Source organism: Streptomyces sp. NPDC031121, assembly GCF_055570615.1.
On record NZ_JBVIGV010000017.1, the window covers coordinates 93332 to 107269 of the forward strand.

The window sequence follows — 13938 nt, forward strand, 5'->3', positions numbered from 1 at the left end:
CCCCGCGGAGGGCGGCTCCGCCCTCTCAGGCCGGGGCGACGAACCCCGACTCGTACGCCGCGATCACCGCCTGCGTCCGGTCCCGCGCCCCCAGCTTCGCGAGCACCGCACTCACATGGGACTTCACGGTCTCGGCCCCCACGAACATCTCGGCCGCGATCTCCGCGTTCGTCATCCCCCGCGCCATCCGCCGCAGCACTTCCTCCTCCCTCTCCGTCAATGCCGCCCGCTCCAGCCGGGCCCGCGCCGGACTCGTGCCGTACTCCGCGGCGAGCGACCGCACCGCCGCAGGGAAGAGGAGGGTCTCCCCTTCCGCGACCAGCCGCACCGCGTGCACGATCTCGGACGGTCGGGCCCGCTTCAGCAGGAACCCGTCTGCCCCCGCCCGCAGCGCCCGGTACACGTACTCGTCGTTCTCGAAGGTCGTCACCACGAGGATCTTCGGCGGTTCGTCAATACTCTTCAGCACCGCCTTGGTCGCCTCGATGCCGTCCAGCAGCGGCATCCGCACGTCCATGGCCACCACGTCCGGCCGGAGCTGCCGCACCAGCGGGATCACGGCCGCCCCGTCCGCGGCCTCGCCGACCACCTCGATGTCGGGTTGGGCGTCCAGCACAGCGCGCAGACCCGCGCGCACCAGCGGCTCGTCGTCGACGAGCAGAACCGTGACAGACATCCGCTCAGCCTATGCCCTTCAACGGCAGCCGTGCCCTGACCCTCCACCGCCCTGCATGCGGACCCGTGTCGGCGGTCCCGCCGAGCAGGGCCGCCCGCTGCCGTATCCCCCGCAGCCCGCTCCCTGTCCCGCTGGTGCCCGGCCCGGCCGCCTCCGTGTCGGCCGACAGCGGGTTGGTCACCTCCAACTCAAGTCCTCCCTTCTTCGCCTCCACCCGGACCCGCACCGGAACCGGTCCGCAGTGGCGCAGGACGTTCGTCAGCGCCTCCTGCAGGATCCGGTACGCCTCCTGGGAAACGGGCTCCGGCAGCGACTCCAGCGGCCCGGCCAATTCCGCGTCCACCTCCGCACCCGAGGCCCGCGTGGACTCCAGCAGCCGGCTGGCATCCGCGAGGGTGGGGCGCTGGGACGGCCGGGACCCCGAATGCCGCAGCACCACCAGCACGCGCTCCAGGTCCTCCAGGGCGGCGCGGCCCGTCTCCTCGATCGCGCTCAACGCCCGCTCTGTGAAAGCAGGATCACCCGCAGCGCGCGCCGCGCCAGCCTGCACCACCGCGACTGTCAGCGCGTGCCCGATCGTGTCGTGCAGCTCCCGCGCGATCCGCGTGCGCTCCAGCAGCTGCTCGGTCCGCTCTTCCAGAACGGACAGCCGGTCCGCGGCCGACGGCCCCAACAGCCGCACCGCGACGAGAGTGACCAGGTCGCCCATCAGGTGCACCACCGTGACCAGCGCCAGCGGAGGCAGCGGGACGAGCAGGGCGGCCAGCCAGCGCGGCGGCAGCACCGGCAGCACCTCCGCGTTCTCCAAGGGGAAGCCGAAGGCGAGGGCAAGCAGTTCGACGGTGGCCATCGCGAGGACGACGGTCGCGAACATCGCTGCGGCCGCAAGCAGCATGCGCACCTCCAGCCACAGGACCGTCCGCCACCGGTCCCCCCACCGCTTCGACGGGGACGCCGATATGGTGCCTTCGCCGGAGCTCCATTCGTCGGGTGTGAGCAGGAAGCGGGCCTGCAGGCCCTCGGCCATCCGCACCCGCGGCAGCAGACCGAGCGGCGCGATCACCAGGGCGGGAACCCACAGGTGCCGCGGGTCTATGAACCCCCACAGCGCCACCAGCAGCAGGGGCACGCACAGGTGCAACCAGCGCGAGTAGGTGAGCGGTTGGAGAGGCGCCCTGATCAGTCGGTTCATGGCCCCCATCGTGTCAGCGGGCAGGCACGCGGCTCCTCCCCCGCACGGGGGAGACGGTCCCCCCGCGCGGGGGAGGATCGAGGACGCCGGCCGCGGCGAACCTTGAGGCATGAACACGATCCACATACGGGCCCTGACCAAGGAATACGGCGCGAAGACCGCCGTGGACAAGCTCACCTTCGATGTCCTTCCCGGCCGGGTGACGGGCTTCCTCGGCCCCAACGGCGCCGGGAAGTCGACCACCCTCCGGCTCCTGCTGGGCCTTGACCGGGCGACGTCCGGCACGGCCACCGTCGGCGGCCACCGATACACCGACCTCGAACAACCCCTCCTGCGCGTCGGTGCCCTGCTCGACGCCCACGCCGCGCACGGCTCGCGGACCGCCCGCAGCCACCTGCGCGCCCTGGCGGCAGCCAACCGCATCCCGGGGCGACGAGTGGAGGAGGTACTGGAGCGGACCGGTATCGCGCCCGCCGCCGGCCGGAGGATCAAGACGTACTCGCTGGGGATGCGGCAGCGGCTCGGCATAGCGGCCGCCCTCCTCGGCGACCCCGGCGTCATCCTGCTCGACGAGCCCGCCAACGGCCTCGACCCGGAGGGCATCATCTGGATCCGGGAGCTGATGCGCGGCCTCGCCGCAGAGGGCCGGACCGTGCTCGTCTCCAGCCACCTGATGTCGGAGACCGCAGCCTTCGCCGACCACCTCGTCATCCTGGGCCGGGGCAGGCTGCTCGCCGATACTCCGACTGCGGCGTTCATCGAGGAGCGCAGCACGCCGCGCGTCCGGCTGCGGACCTCGGAGCCGGGCCGCCTGCGGGCGGCGCTCGCCGAAGCCGGCCTGGATCCGGTGGAGGGCGCGGGCCACTGGACCGTCGAAGGGGCCCGGGCGGAACGGATCGGAGCACTCGCAGCACGCGAGGGCATACCCGTGCTCGAACTGGCCGACGAGCAGGTCTCGCTGGAGCAGGCCTACCTCGACCTCACCGCGGACCATGCGGAATTCACCGCCGCCCACTGACACCGCCATCCCTACACCAGAGGAGACCTGCCGTGTACGGAACCGCCCTTCCCACCCGCCCCGCCCTACAGGCGGAATGGATCAAGATACGGTCGCTGCGGGGCACCGTCGGGGCCTTGGCCGCGATATTCGTCACCACTGTCGGCATTCAGGCGCTGTCCGCAGCCGCAGGCACCGTGGAGGACGGCAGCCTCGGCGAGGACCCCCTGTTCGCCGCCTTCTTCGGCATCAACTTCGGCCAGATCGCGGCCATAGCCTTCGGCGCGAGCGTCTTCGCCGCCGAGTTCCACAACGGCGGACTGCGCGTATCCCTCACCTCTGTTCCGAACCGCACGCGGTTCTACCTCTCCAAAGCGGCAGTGGCCGCCGCCCTGGCCCTTGCCGTCGGATCGGCCGCTGGGCTCGCCTCCTTCGCGGCCGTCCAGGCACTCGGCGGGGCGTCCGCGCCGGGATGGGGCACACCCGGCGCGGGCCGGGCCATCGTCGGCAGCGGCCTCTACCTGATGGGGATGGCCCTGTTCGCGGCCGGCCTCACAGCGGTCCTGCGCAGCGGGACTCTCGTTCTGGGCCTGCTCATACCGCTGATACTCGTCGTCTCCTTCGTCGTCGGCGGGCTCGTGGGAGGACCGGCGCAGTATCTGCCCGACCGCGCCGGGCAGATGGTGCTGCGGGGCGTGGAGCACGGGGCACTCGGTCCGTGGACCGGGCTGGGTGTGAGTGCGCTGTGGGCGCTCGCCGCGCTGACGGCGGGCTGGCTGGCGATCCGCCGTCGGGACGCCTGACAGGACGTGACGGCACGCCAGTTGTCAGTGGCGGCTCGGATACTGACGGGATGACCACGGCAGAGCATCTCGAGATCATCGACCGGCTCCGCGCGCAGGGGTTTTCGGAGGCCAGGGTGCGGTCCGGGGCCGTGACCAGCGGGCCCGGCTACCACCTGGCCGAGCTCGGCCCGAGCCGCTGGTACGGCGACGAGGACGCGGCCGACCGCGCGGCGCACGAGGACCAGCTGGCCGCGGAGTACGGGGCGCTGGTCCGGCGGCTGGAGGAGCGCTGGGGGGCCTCCGACGTGTTCAGCCTGGCCGGGCTGCGGCTGAAGGAGGACGGCGGGGAAACCGCCGAGCCCTGGCGGGAGATAGGCGACACCGCCGACCACCTGCACCTGTGGCGGGCCGGGGACCGGTGGGTCGCCGTGTACGCGGCCCACTGGGGGGCCGACCACTCGCCGCAGCTGATGGCGGCAATCACCGTCGTCGACCCGCCCTAGCCAGGGGCAGGGGCGTCCTGCGGAGACTCCGGGTTCCGCTGCTCGGTGGCGTGTCTTGCCAGTTCGGCCCGGAGGTCGTCCGGGGAGAGCGCCAGCAGTTCGGCGATCGACCGGTTCCAGGAGTCGGCCGCCTGCTCCACCGCCGACCGGAAGCCCCGCCGCACCGGGCGCCCGGCCACCGCCAAGGCGATGGCGGCGACCGGCCGCAGCAGCCAGCGCCCGCGCACGGTGAGGGTGACGTCCACCTGCCAGCGTCCGCCCTCCGCCCGCTGCGGCCGCAGAGACAGACGCGCCTTGCACAGCGGGTGCTGGAGCCGGGCCGTCGCCGGGGCCCGCGCCGCGGGCGCGGTGCCGGAGAGGGGCCCGGTCGCCGCCCACCATGCGGCCAGGTCGAGTCGCGCCTGTCCCGACCCGCGGCGCAGCGCCCCCGATCCCTCCGGGCCCCGCACCCGGCCTTCGACCTCCAGCAGCCGCGGCCGGTCGGGGGTGCGCAGTCGCAGAGCCATCCACGCCGTCGCATCGTCGGAGACGAGGCGCTGTTCCAGGGCGATCGCGCTGTGGCGCTGCCACTCGCGGACGAGCACGGTCACCTGGTCCGTGGTACCGGACGGCCCGGCCTCCGACAGCTCGTACCGCGCGCCGGGCCGCAGATGCCGCCCCTTGACCAGCCGCAGGTCCGGGACCGGCTGCCCGTCGTCCAGGACGATCCCGTGCCCCTCGGCCCGGGTGGAGGCGGTGAAGTCGAGGACCAGTTGCGTGAGCGCCTGGAGTCGGCGGGGTTCCAGGGCGAGGACGGATACGGAGTGTCGGAGTACGGTCATATGGCCCTCCCCGCGGTGGCCGCAGGTACCGGCCGTGCTCGTCTGTCCGACGTCGGTGTCGTCACACCCTACGTGTGTGCCTCGTCGCCGGGTGCGGGGGATGCTGCGGCGGCGCGGAGGCGGGCGAACTCCGCGGCCATGGTCTCCGCCGTCCAGTGCGCGTTGAGGCCGCTCGGGTTGGGGAGGGCCCAGATGCGGGTGCGGCCGATGGTCCGCTCCTGCGGGCCGATGAGGGCCCTGCGCTCCCCGAAAGCGGTGCGGTAGGCGGTGACGCCGACGACGGCCAGCCACTGCGGGCGGAGCCGTTCGACCTTGGCGGTGAGGATCCGGCCGCCCTCGACGAGCTCCTGCGCGGTCAGTTCGTCGGCGCGGGCCGTGGCCCGGGCGACGACGTTCGTGATGCCGAGCCGGTAGGCCGGCAGCTCCTCCTGCTCCGCCGGGGCCAGGCGGCGCGGGGTGAAGCCGGACAGGTGCAGGACCGGCCAGAAGCGGTTGCCGGGGCGGGCGAAGTGGTGGCCCGTCGCGGCGGAGAGGAGACCGGGGTTGATGCCGCAGAACAGCACGCGCAGGCCGCCCGCGACCACGTCGGGAACGACGCGGTCGCGGGCGGCCTGGAGCTCCTCCGGGGTCAGAGGATCGACCCCGGGGCGTACCCGGCGGCCTCCGGGTACTGCTTGGCGATCTCCTCGACGCGGGCGGCGATCGTCGCGACCTGGTCGCCGGCGGCCCCCGTGAAGGACAGCTTGTCGGCCATCAGGGCGTCGAGCTGGGCGCGGTCCAGCGGCATCCGGTCGTCGGCGGCCAGCTTGTCCAGCAGCTCGTTGCGCTCGGCGCCCTGCTCGCGCATGGCGAGCGCGGAGGCGACTGCGTGCTCCTTGATGACCTCGTGGGCGGCCTCGCGGCCGACGCCCGCCCGCACCGCGCCCATCAGGACCTTGGTGGTCGCGAGGAACGGCAGGTAGCGGTCCAGCTCGCGGGCGACCACGGCGGGGAAGGCGCCGAACTCGTCGAGGACCGTCAGGAAGGTCTCCAGCAGGCCGTCGAACGCGAAGAACGCGTCCGGGAGCGCCACGCGGCGGACCACGGAGCAGGACACGTCGCCCTCGTTCCACTGGTCGCCGGCGAGTTCGCCGGTCATCGAGGCGTAGCCGCGCAGGATGACCATCAGGCCGTTCACGCGCTCGCAGGAGCGGGTGTTCATCTTGTGCGGCATCGCGGAGGAGCCGACCTGGCCCGGCTTGAAGCCCTCGGTGACGAGCTCGTGGCCCGCCATGAGCCGGATCGTCTTCGCGATCGAGGACGGCGCCGCGGCCAGCTGGACGAGCGCGGTGACCACGTCGTAGTCGAGGGAACGGGGGTAGACCTGGCCGACCGAGGTGAAGGCCTGGGCGAAGCCGAGGTGGGCGGCGATCCGCTGCTCCAGGTCGGCGAGCTTCGCGGCGTCGCCGCCGAGGAGGTCCAGCATGTCCTGGGCGGTGCCGACCGGGCCCTTGATCCCGCGCAGCGGGTAGCGGCCGATCAGGTCCTCCAGGCGGTCGAACGCGACCAGCAGCTCGTCGGCCGCCGTGGCGAACCGCTTGCCGAGGGTGGTCGCCTGGGCGGCCACGTTGTGGGAGCGGCCGGCCATGACCAGCTCGGCGTGCTCGCCGGCCAGCCGGCCCAGGCGGGCAAGGACGGCGACGGTGCGGTCGCGGGCCAGTTCGAGGGAGAGCCGGATCTGGAGCTGCTCGACGTTCTCGGTCAGGTCGCGGGAGGTCATGCCCTTGTGGACGTGCTCGTGGCCGGCGAGGGCATTGAACTCCTCGATGCGGGCCTTCACGTCGTGCCGGGTGACCTTCTCGCGCTCGGCGATCGAGGCGAGGTCGACGTCCTCCAGGACGCGCTCGTAGTCGGCGAGGGCGGCGTCGGGGACGTCGATGCCGAGGTCCTTCTGGGCGCGCAGCACGGCGAGCCACAGCCGCCGCTCCAGCGTGACCTTGTACTCGGGGGACCACAGGACGGCGAGCTCCGGGGAAGCGTAGCGGCCGGCCAGGACATTGGGGATGCGGGGCTTGGCTGTCACGTAAAGGGATTCTACTTGGGCGGGTGCTGTGCGTTTACGCAGGTCGCGACCCCGTCCCTGTTTGTGGCTTGCTACGAGGGCCGCTCGGCCGGGACCGCCTCGTACGGCAGCAGCTCCGGCCGCTTCGCGGGCCGGCCGTCCCCGGAGGAGCGGCCCGTCAGCCGGCGGCCGATCCACGGCAGCAGGTGCTGCCGGGCGAAGCCGAGGTCCTGCGCGCGGCGGGCCGCCCAGCCGGGGAGCACCGCGGGCGGCAGGCCCGCCCGCCAGTCCTCCTCGGCCGGCAGGCCCAGGGACTGCCACACCGCCTCGGCGACCCTGCGGTGCCCCTCCGCCGTCAGGTGCAGCCGGTCGACGTCCCACATGCGGGGGTCGCCGAGGACCTCCGCGCCGTACAGGTCGACGACGACGGCGCCGTGCCGGGCGGCGAGCTCCTCCACGATGCCGAAGAGCTGCTCCATCCGCGGGCGGAACCGCTCCATCACCGGGCCGTTCCGGCCGGGGGAGCGCATCAGCACCAGCGTCCGGCACGAGGGGGCCAGGATACCGACGGCCTCTTCGAGGCGGCCGCGGACCCGGCCCATGTCGACCTTGGGCCGCAGGGCGTCGTTGAGGCCGCCGACGAGGGTCACCACGTCCGCCCGCATCGCCGCCGCGGCCGGGGCCTGCTCCGCGGCGATCTGGCCGATCAGCTTCCCCCGGACCGCGAGGTTCGCGTAGCGGAAGCCGGGCTCGCGCGCCGCGAGGCGGGCGGCCAGCAGGTCCGCCCATCCCCGGTAGGAGCCGTCCGGCAGCAGGTCGGACATCCCCTCGGTGAAGGAGTCGCCGACCGCGACGAAGCTGGTGTAAGACGCATTGATCCCCATGGCGATGCGAGCCTACCGCGCGGTAGCCCCGGGGTGCCGGGCACCCCGGGGCCGGGACGGGCTCGGGCTCAGGCCGACGCGGGGCGGCCGAACAGCTCGCGCAGGACGTCCTCCATCGTCACCAGGCCGGCCATCGCCCCGTCCGTGCCGAGGACCGCCGCCAGGTGCGTCCGGCTGCGCCGCATCGCGGTGAGCACGTCGTCCAGCGGGGTGTCCGCCCGGACCTGGGCGATGGCGCGCAGCGCCGCCACCGGGAACGGCTGGTCCCGCTCCGGCCCGTCCGCGTCGAGCGCGTCCTTGACGTGCAGGTAGCCCAGGATCCGGGCCTGCGCGTCGACCACCGGGAAGCGGGAGTAGCCGGAGGAGGCCGACAGCGCCTCCAGCCCCGCCGGGGTGATGCCCAGCTCGGCAGCGACGACCCGGTCCGACGGCAGGACGACGTCCGTGACGGGTCGTCGGCCGAGCTCCAGGGCGTCGTGCAGGCGCTCGCTCGCCCGGTCGTCGATCAGGCCGGCCTCGCTGGAGTCCCTGACGATCTGGGCCAGCTCGTCGTCGGAGAACGTCGCCGACACCTCGTTCTTGGCGTCGACCCGCAGCAGCCGCAGCAGCAGGTTCGCGAAGGCGTTGATCGCGAAGATCACCGGGCGGAGCGCCCGGGTCAGCGCGACCAGCGGCGGCCCGAGGAGCAGGGCCGTCCGTACCGGCTCGGACAGGGCCACGTTCTTCGGGAGCATCTCCCCGAAGAGCATGTGCAGGTACGTCGCCAGAGTGAGCGCGATCACGAACGAGATCGCGTGGACCAGTCCGGACGGCACTCCGACGAGTTCGAAGAGCGGCTCCAGCAGGTGCGCGATGGCGGGCTCGGCCACCGCGCCGAGCACCAGGGTGCACAGCGTGATGCCCAGCTGGGCCGCGGCCATCAGCGCCGACACGTGCTCCAGGCCCCACAGGACGGACCGGGCCCGCCGGTCGCCCTGCTCCGCGTGCGGCTCGATCTGGCTGCGCCGGACCGAGATCAGGGCGAACTCGGCGCCGACGAAGAAGGCGTTCACGACGAGGGTCGCGAGGCCGATCAGGAGTTGCAGCAGGGTCATCGCGCGGTCTCCCCGCCCTCGTCGCCCGCGGCGTCGCGGGTGTCGTCCGGTGCGTGCAGCAGGACCCGCGCGGCCCTGCGCCCGCTCGCGTCGACCACGTCGAGCCGCCAGCCGTCGAGGTCCAGGCTGTCGCCGACGGCGGGGATCCGGCCGAGGCCGGTCGCCATCAGTCCGGCCAGCGTCTCGTACGGGCCGTCCGGCACGCGCAGTCCTATCCGCCGCAGCTGGTCGGTGCGGGCGGAGCCGTCCGCCGAGTACAGCTCGCGCCCGGCGCCGTCCCGGCCGGCCGGGGCCAGGTCGGGTGTCTCGTGCGGGTCGTGCTCGTCGCGGACCTCGCCGACGACCTCCTCGACGATGTCCTCCAGGGTGGCCACTCCGGCCGTTCCCCCGTACTCGTCGATGACGACGGCCATCGTCTGCTTACCGGACAGCCGGTCCAGCAGCCGGTCCACGGTCAGGGACTCCGGTACGAAGAGGGGGGCGCGCAGCAGCTGCGAGACGGGGCGGCGGTGCCGCTCCTCGGCCGGCAGGGCGAGGACGTCCTTGATGTGGACCGTTCCCACCACGGAGTCGAGGCTGCCCCGGTAGACCGGGAAGCGCGACAGCCCGGTCGCCAGGGTCGCGTTGGCCACGTCCTCGGCGGTGGTCTGCACGTCCAGGGCGGTGACCTGGACGCGGGGGGTCATCACGTTCTCCGCGGTCAGGTCGGCCAGGTTGAGGGTCCGTACGAACAGCTCGGCGGTGTCGCGCTCCAGCGCGCCCGCCTTCGCCGAGTGCCGGGCCAGCGCCACCAGCTCCTGCGGGGTGCGGGCGGAGGCCAGCTCCTCGGCCGGCTCCATGCCGAGCCGGTGCACCATGTGGTTCGCGGTGGTGTTGAGGTGGCTGATGAACGGCCGGAAGATCCGGCTGAAGACCCGCTGCATCGTCGCCACCCGCTTGGCCACGGCCAGCGGGGAGGAGATCGCCCAGTTCTTCGGCACCAGCTCGCCGACCACCATCAGCACGACGGTCGAGACGGCCGTGCCGAGGACGAACGCGGTGGAGGAGGCGGCGCCGGGCGGCAGGCCCATCGCCTCGAAGGGGCCGCGGAGCAGGGCGGCGATGGACGGCTCGGAGATCATGCCGATGATCAGGCCGGTCACGGTGATGCCGAGCTGCGCACCGGAGAGCTGGAAGGTCAGGCTGCGGACGGCGGACAGGGCGCTGTCGGCGCCGCGCTCGCCGCGCTCGACGGCGCGCTCGAGTTCGCTGCGCTCGACGGTGGTCAGCGAGAACTCGGCCGCCACGAACACCCCGCAGGCAAGGCAGAGCAGCAGCGCCACGACGAGCAGGAGCACTTCGGTCATCGGTCCGTCACCTCCGTCCCATGATCGGCCAGGAGGAGGGGCAGCGCGCGATGTCGGCTACTGGGGGGCTCGCCCATGGGCGGACGCTCACACCTTTCGTCGGGAGTGCCGGTCGGAACGGGCCGGGTCGGCGGTTCGTCCGAGCCGCCGACCGGGCGGGCAGCCAGGGCCGCGGCTCTGCCACCATGGTAAAGGACCGGCAAAGTGGCGCGGCTGCCCGTGTACGGGGGCCTGCGCGCGGGGCGGCCGGCACGGGCAGGCCGCCCCCGCCTCAGGCCGTCGGCGCCCCGCCCGCGGGTGCCGCCGGGCCGGGCGCCCAGGCGGCCCGGAAGCCCTCCGCGGACCAGGTGCCCGACAGCGCCGGCGCCAGCCAGGTCGGCGCCGCCGCCCGGAACTCCGCCGGGGGGAGCGCCCCGGACCGCTCCGGGACCGCGCCGAGCAGCGGGAGCCCGGAGGAGGACGGCAGGTCGGCCAGGTTGCAGCGGCAGGCCAGGTCGGGGGCGGCGGGCCAGCTGCCCACCACGACGCCGAGTGCGGACAGCCCGCGGGTCCGCAGCGCCTCCGCCGTCAGCGTCGTGGAGTTCAGGGTGCCGAGCGCCGCCGGGGCGACGACCAGCACCGGAGCCCCGAGCAGCGCCGCCGCGTCGGCCAGGGTGCGCCCCGCCTCGTCGAAGCGGACCAGCAGCCCACCCGCGCCCTCCACCAGCACCAGGTCGTGCGAGGCGGCGAGCTTGTCCGCGGCCTCCGCGACCTCCTCGGGCGCGACGGCCGCCATCCCTGCCCGCCGGGCGGCGGTGTCCGGAGCGAGCGGCTCCGGGTACCGGGCCAGTTCGACGGCCGTCACCTGCGGGCCGGCCAGCCGGGCCGCCTCCGCGGCATCTCCCGGAACGCCCGGCTCCAGACCGGTCTGGGCGGGCTTGAGGACGGCCACGGAACGCCCCTCGGCGGCCGCCGCCGCGGCGACGGCCGCGGTGACCACCGTCTTGCCGATCTCCGTGCCCGTCCCGGACACCACGATCACGCCCATCTCAGCCCTCCCCGGCCGCAGCGCACACGGCGCGGCAGATGCGCGCCACATCGGCGTCGTCCGTCACGAACGGCGGCATCGTGTACACGAGGTCGCGGAAGGGCCGCAGCCAGACGCCCTCGCGCACCGCCGCCGCCGTCGCGGCCGCCATGTCCACCTCGTGGTCCAGCCGGACCACGCCGATCGCGCCCAGGACCCGTACGTCGAGGACGCCAGGCAGCGCCCGGGCCGGGGCCAGCCCCTCCAGCAGCCCGGCCTCGATCCGCTTGACCTCCCGCTGCCAGTCCTGGCCGAGGAGCAGCTCGACCGAGGCCAGCGCCACCGAGGCGGCCAGCGGGTTGCCCATGAACGTCGGCCCGTGGGCCAGGACCGGGACCTCGCCGCGGGAGATCCCGGACGCCACCCGCTCCGTGCACAGCGTGGCCGCGAGCGTGAGGTAGCCGCCGGTCAGGGACTTGCCCAGGCACATCACGTCGGGCGTGATGCCCGCGTGGTCCGCGGCGAACAGGGCGCCGGTGCGCCCGAAGCCCGTCGCGATCTCGTCCAGGACGAGCAGGACGTCGTACTCGTCGCACAGCTCGCGCAGGACGCGCAGGTAGCCGGGGTTGTGGAAGCGCATGCCGCCCGCGCCCTGGACCACCGGCTCCACGATGACGGCGGCCAGCTCGTCGGCGTGTGCCGCGACCAGGGACCGCAGGTGGTCCGCGTACGCCGGGTCGACGGGGGCGTCGAACCCGGCCGGCGGGACGTCCGCGAAGACCTGGCGCGGCAGGACGCCGGACCACAGCCCGTGCATGCCGCCCTCGGGGTCGCAGACGGCCATCGGCGTCCACGTGTCCCCGTGGTAGCCGCCGCGCCAGGTCATCAGCCTGGTCTTGCCGCGGCGGCCCAGCGAGCGCCAGTACTGCAGGCACATCTTGGCCGCGACCTCGACCGAGACGGAGCCGGAGTCGGCGAGGAAGACGTGCTCCAGGCCCTCCGGGGTGATCTCGACGAGCTTCGCGGCCAGCCGGACGGCGGGCTCGTGGGTGAGCCCGCCGAACATCACGTGCGCCATGCGGCCGAGCTGGTCGGCCGCGGCCTTGTTGAGCACCGGGTGGTTGTAGCCGTGGATGGCCGACCACCAGGAGGACATGCCGTCGACCAGCTCGTCGCGGCCGTGCGCCGGCTGCGCGAGGCGCAGCCGGACACCCGAGGCGGAGGAGACGACGAGCGGCTCCTGGCGCCCCGGCATCGGCCCGTACGGGTGCCAGACGTGCTGCCGGTCCAGCGCGAGCAGCTCGCCGGCCGTCAGCGGGGGGTGCCGGTCAGGCATTGGGCGCGAGGTCCGTCCCGGCGCCCCGGCGGCGCACCGCGACCAGGTCCGGGCGCACCGCGCCGGGCTCCGCCTGGGCGGGCTCGGCGGGCGAGGCCTCGGCGGCGTGCGCGTGGCCCGAGCAGCCTCCGCAGGCCGAGCCACAGCCGGCTTCGGCGGGCGCGGAACCGCACGGCCCGTGCCCGGCCGCGGCCGGCGCGGCGGCAGCGGCAGCGGCGACGTCCGCGCGGTGCGCGGGCAGGCTCGACGTGCCGGCGCCCTCCACCGTGAAGCCGGCGTCCGCGATCATGTCGAGGTCGGCCTGGCCGGCCTGGCCCTCGCTGGTGAGGTAGTCGCCGAGGAAGATCGAGTTCACCAGGTGCAGCGCCAGCGGCTGCATGGTGCGCAGGTGGACCTCGCGGCCGCCCGCGAGGCGGACCTCGACGTCCGGGCAGACGAACCGGACCATCGCGAGGATCCGCAGGCAGCGCTGCGGGGTGAGGTTCCACTCCTCGGCCAGCGGGGTGCCCTCGAACGGGATCAGGAAGTTCACCGGAACCGAGTCCGGGTCGAGGTCGCGCAGCGAGAAGACGACGTCGACCAGGTCCTCGTCGCTCTCGCCCATGCCCGCGATGAGGCCGGAGCAGGCGGACAGGCCGGCGGCGTGCGCCTTCTGCACGGTGTCGACGCGGTCCGCGTAGGTGTGCGTCTTGGTGATCTTCCCGTACGTGGCCTCGGACGTGTTGAGGTTGTGGTTGTAGGCGTCGGCCCCGGCCTCCTTCAGCCGCTCGGCCTGGCCGTCGGAGAGCAGGCCGAGGCAGGCGCAGACCTCGACGCCGTCGTTCTGCTCCTTGATCGCCTCGATGGTCTTGCCGACGCGCTCCACGTCCCGGTCCGTCGGGCCGCGGCCGCTCGCCACCAGGCACACGCGCTTGGCGCCGCCCGCGATGCCGGCCGCCGCGGCCGCCGAGGCCTCGTCCGGCTTCAGCCACGTGTACTTGAGGATCTCCGCCTTCGACCCGAGGCGCTGCGAGCAGTAGGAGCAGTCCTCGGGGCAGAGCCCCGACTTCAGGTTGACGAGGTAGTTCAGCTTGACCCGGCGCCCGAACCACTGGCGGCGCACCTTGCCGGCCGCGGCCACCACGTCGAGCAGTTCGTCGTCGGAGGTCGCCAGCACGGCGAGCGCCTCTTCGCGGGTCGGCAGCTCGCGCCGCAGCCCCTTGTCCACCAGGGTGTTCAGCAGGTCCATGACGCCGATCCTGGACCACGTGAGCACTC

At 73.8% G+C, this 13938-nt stretch carries 14 protein-coding genes; 3 read left to right on the plus strand and 11 right to left on the minus strand.

The genetic code is table 11. The features are described 5' to 3' along the window. Positions 1-25: 25 nt before the first annotated feature. Both ACZ462_RS28025 and ACZ462_RS28030 read right to left on the minus strand, forming a co-directional pair. Positions 26-676 carry a response regulator transcription factor gene (locus ACZ462_RS28025; RefSeq protein ID WP_467805273.1) on the minus strand — a complete coding sequence of 217 codons (651 nt, stop codon included), beginning with the start codon at positions 674-676 and terminating at the stop codon, positions 26-28. A gap of 4 nt (positions 677-680) precedes the next feature. Then, on the minus strand, positions 681-1868 hold the full coding sequence (locus tag ACZ462_RS28030) for a sensor histidine kinase (protein WP_467805274.1): 1188 nt from the start codon (positions 1866-1868) through the stop codon (positions 681-683). A 109-nt stretch (positions 1869-1977) separates the two neighbouring features. Here ACZ462_RS28030 and ACZ462_RS28035 point away from each other — a divergent pair, with 109 nt between their 5' ends. From ACZ462_RS28035 to ACZ462_RS28045, 3 genes are read left to right on the plus strand one after another with little or no spacing between them, the layout of a single operon-like run. After that, positions 1978-2886 carry an ABC transporter ATP-binding protein gene (locus ACZ462_RS28035; RefSeq protein WP_467805276.1) on the plus strand — a complete coding sequence of 303 codons (909 nt, stop codon included), beginning with the start codon at positions 1978-1980 and terminating at the stop codon, positions 2884-2886. Positions 2887-2918: 32 nt separating this feature from the next. Next, the gene (locus tag ACZ462_RS28040) at positions 2919-3668 is read left to right on the plus strand and encodes an ABC transporter permease (RefSeq protein WP_467805277.1); all 750 of its coding nucleotides are present in this window, start codon (positions 2919-2921) and stop codon (positions 3666-3668) included. Positions 3669-3718: 50 nt separating this feature from the next. After that, the gene (locus ACZ462_RS28045) at positions 3719-4153 is read left to right on the plus strand and encodes a hypothetical protein (protein WP_467805278.1); all 435 of its coding nucleotides are present in this window, start codon (positions 3719-3721) and stop codon (positions 4151-4153) included. On the opposite strand, the gene ACZ462_RS28050 is transcribed toward ACZ462_RS28045, so the two are convergent. The 9 genes from ACZ462_RS28050 to bioB all read right to left on the minus strand — a co-directional run bounded on the left by ACZ462_RS28050 (position 4150) and on the right by bioB (position 13909). Next, a complete protein-coding gene (locus ACZ462_RS28050) occupies positions 4150-4974 on the minus strand; it encodes a hypothetical protein (protein WP_467805279.1) in 825 nt (274 codons plus the stop codon). The two genes, ACZ462_RS28045 and ACZ462_RS28050, sit on opposite strands and share 4 nt — an antisense overlap. Before the next feature lie 68 nt (positions 4975-5042). Beyond that, complete coding sequence (mug, locus tag ACZ462_RS28055) at positions 5043-5606, minus strand: G/U mismatch-specific DNA glycosylase (protein WP_467805366.1); 564 nt, start codon at positions 5604-5606, stop codon at positions 5043-5045. Then, the gene (purB, locus tag ACZ462_RS28060) at positions 5603-7036 is read right to left on the minus strand and encodes an adenylosuccinate lyase (RefSeq protein WP_467805280.1); all 1434 of its coding nucleotides are present in this window, start codon (positions 7034-7036) and stop codon (positions 5603-5605) included. The genes mug and purB overlap by 4 nt, the downstream gene beginning before the upstream one ends. Positions 7037-7107: 71 nt before the next feature. Beyond that, on the minus strand, positions 7108-7899 hold the full coding sequence (locus tag ACZ462_RS28065) for an SGNH/GDSL hydrolase family protein (RefSeq protein WP_467805281.1): 792 nt from the start codon (positions 7897-7899) through the stop codon (positions 7108-7110). A gap of 68 nt (positions 7900-7967) precedes the next feature. After that, positions 7968-8993 carry a hemolysin family protein gene (locus ACZ462_RS28070; RefSeq protein WP_467805283.1) on the minus strand — a complete coding sequence of 342 codons (1026 nt, stop codon included), beginning with the start codon at positions 8991-8993 and terminating at the stop codon, positions 7968-7970. After that, a complete protein-coding gene (locus tag ACZ462_RS28075; protein ID WP_467805284.1) occupies positions 8990-10339 on the minus strand; it encodes a hemolysin family protein in 1350 nt (449 codons plus the stop codon). Before ACZ462_RS28075 ends, ACZ462_RS28070 begins: the two co-directional genes overlap by 4 nt. Positions 10340-10610: 271 nt before the next feature. Next, positions 10611-11366: a dethiobiotin synthase gene (gene bioD / locus ACZ462_RS28080; protein WP_467805285.1), complete on the minus strand. Its 756-nt coding sequence runs from the start codon at positions 11364-11366 to the stop codon at positions 10611-10613. A 1-nt stretch (position 11367) separates the two neighbouring features. After that, the gene (locus tag ACZ462_RS28085; protein ID WP_467805287.1) at positions 11368-12681 is read right to left on the minus strand and encodes an adenosylmethionine--8-amino-7-oxononanoate transaminase; all 1314 of its coding nucleotides are present in this window, start codon (positions 12679-12681) and stop codon (positions 11368-11370) included. Then, positions 12674-13909 (minus strand): biotin synthase BioB, encoded by a 1236-nt coding sequence (gene bioB, locus ACZ462_RS28090; RefSeq protein WP_467805289.1) that lies wholly within the window; start codon positions 13907-13909, stop codon positions 12674-12676. Before bioB ends, ACZ462_RS28085 begins: the two co-directional genes overlap by 8 nt. Positions 13910-13938: the final 29 nt, after the last annotated feature.